The following is a 2,006-nucleotide window of genomic DNA, read 5'->3' on the forward strand; positions in this document are numbered from 1 at the left end:
CAGCAGCTGCCGGTAGCGACGCTCCAGATTGCTCACGCCTTGCTCGCCCATGGCTGGACACCCCTCCCCCTCAGCACCGCGGAAGCCGCCCGCACGTTCGCGCTCAGCCGCGCGACCTCCGCCTGCAGCGCCCGCACACCGGCGTCGGTGAGCTTGTAGTAGCGCCGCAGCCGCCCCTGGTGCACCTCTTCACGGTCGCGCTCGGCGAGCCCGTCCGCCACCAACCGGTCCAGCACCCCGTACAGCGTGCCCACCCTCAGCACCATCCGTCCCTCGGACAGCTGCTCCACCGCCTGCACGATCGCGTAACCGTGCAACGGCTCCTCCGCGAGCGCGGTGAGCACGAGGAACGTCTGCTCGGACATGACCCGACCACTCATGTCGTTGAATATATCGCGGCGCGAGCTATATCGGGAAGTGAGATGACGGCGCAGACCGATTTCAATTAACACTGAAGCAATAGGGGATGCGGGATTTTGGTCGACACTGAATCTGTCGAGTGACCCGAGTCAAGACGATGTTTCGGCGACCTGCGCAGCGGCAATGTATGCGCGATGGTTCCGCGGCCGACGTGAAGGGAGGCGCGATGGGCAGGGATACGCCGTGGGGATTCCTCAAGATCACCACCCAGGCACTAGGGTGACCCGCCGTGGACGCCCTCCCCGATCCGACAGACGCCCTGTCCGCTGTGCCTGTCGCGGGTTCCCGACGGTCTACGCCGGTGGTGGGACACCTGAAGTTCTTCTTCGGCCCCATGGACTGCGGCAAGTCGACGCTCGCGCTGCAGATCGACCACAACAACTCGCGGCAGGGTCGTCGCGGGTTGCTGCTGGTGCGGCACGACCGGTCGGGGCGCCCGCAGATCTCGAGCCGCATCGGCATCACGCGCGAGGCCGCGGAGATCCGCGACGACGATCTCCGCCGGCTGGTGCGCGCGGAGTGGGCCGAGGGCCGGCGGGTGGACTACCTGATCGTGGACGAGGCGCAGTTCCTCTCCGCCGCTCAGGTCGAGCAGCTGGCCGAGCTCGCGGACGACGTCCAGGTCGACGTCTACTGCTTCGGGCTCGCCACGGACTTCCGCGGCGAGATGTTCCCGGGGTCGCGGCGGCTGTTCGAACTGGCCGACGAGCTCAACGCCATCCAGGTCGAGGTGCTGTGCTGGTGCGGGGTGCCGGGACGGTTCAACGCGCGGGTGCGGGCCGGACGGGTGATTCACACCGGAGACACGGTTCTGGTCGCCGACACGGCTTCGGATACGGAACAGCACCGATCGGGTACAGAGAGCAACGGTGTAACCGATACCACGGAAACTACTATCCGTTACCAAGTGCTCTGTCGGCGTCACTTCCGATTGGGTGACCTAGGCCCTGACGTCGCACAAAGTGGCCAGCTGCGCTTGGCCTAGGCGGTTACACACAGGGTTGGCTAGGCCATTAGAGTGACGCGTGAGCACAGTAGCTTGATAACGCGTCACGATCCTGTGGCGATCGCATCCATTAGTAGGAAGCCTTCGTTGACGAGTGAACGACGTCACTGTGGGCGACCATGAGAGCGAGCCGGAAACAAACGGAGCAATCCGGGCGTTGCACACGGTGAGCAAGAAGCCTGGGCCCCGGCCCTGAGCCGAGCGAAAGGACACCGCCATGGCCGACCGCGTTTTGCGTGGAAGCCGGCTCGGAGCAGTCAGCTACGAGACCGACCGCAACCACGATCTCGCTCCGCGCCGGGCAGCGCGGTACGCCTGCCCGAAGGGACACGACTTCGAGGTCCCGTTCTCCGACGACGCCGAGTTGCCGCCGACCTGGGAATGCCGCCTCCACGGCACCGAGTCGAAGATCATCGACGGTGTCGAGCCGGAGGTGAAGAAGGTCAAGCCGCCGCGCACGCACTGGGACATGCTCCTGGAGCGCCGGTCGATCCCCGAGCTCGAGGAGCTGCTCGACGAGCGCCTCGAAGAGCTGCGCGGACGCCGTACCCGCACGGCCTGATCTCACAACCGCTTCAAG

3 protein-coding genes are annotated in these 2,006 nt (G+C 65.9%); 2 read left to right on the forward strand and 1 reads right to left on the reverse strand.

Going from position 1 to position 2,006, the window contains the following annotated elements:
- Positions 1–32: 32 nt before the first annotated feature.
- Entirely contained in the window at positions 33–380 is a 348-nt protein-coding gene (locus ABZX92_RS45750; RefSeq protein ID WP_355572425.1) for a PadR family transcriptional regulator, read from the reverse strand.
- A gap of 269 nt (positions 381–649) precedes the next feature.
- Between ABZX92_RS45750 and ABZX92_RS45755 the strand changes: the two genes are divergently transcribed.
- Together ABZX92_RS45755 and ABZX92_RS45760 are read left to right on the forward strand one after the other, a co-directional pair.
- A complete protein-coding gene (locus tag ABZX92_RS45755; protein WP_355572426.1) occupies positions 650–1,405 on the forward strand; it encodes a thymidine kinase in 756 nt (251 codons plus the stop codon).
- Between the two features lie 238 nt (positions 1,406–1,643).
- On the forward strand, positions 1,644–1,988 hold the full coding sequence (locus ABZX92_RS45760; protein ID WP_030466135.1) for an RNA polymerase-binding protein RbpA: 345 nt from the start codon (positions 1,644–1,646) through the stop codon (positions 1,986–1,988).
- Positions 1,989–2,006: the final 18 nt, after the last annotated feature.

The organism is Lentzea sp. NPDC006480, from assembly GCF_040611995.1.
Taxonomy (GTDB): Bacteria; Actinomycetota; Actinomycetes; order Mycobacteriales; family Pseudonocardiaceae; genus Lentzea.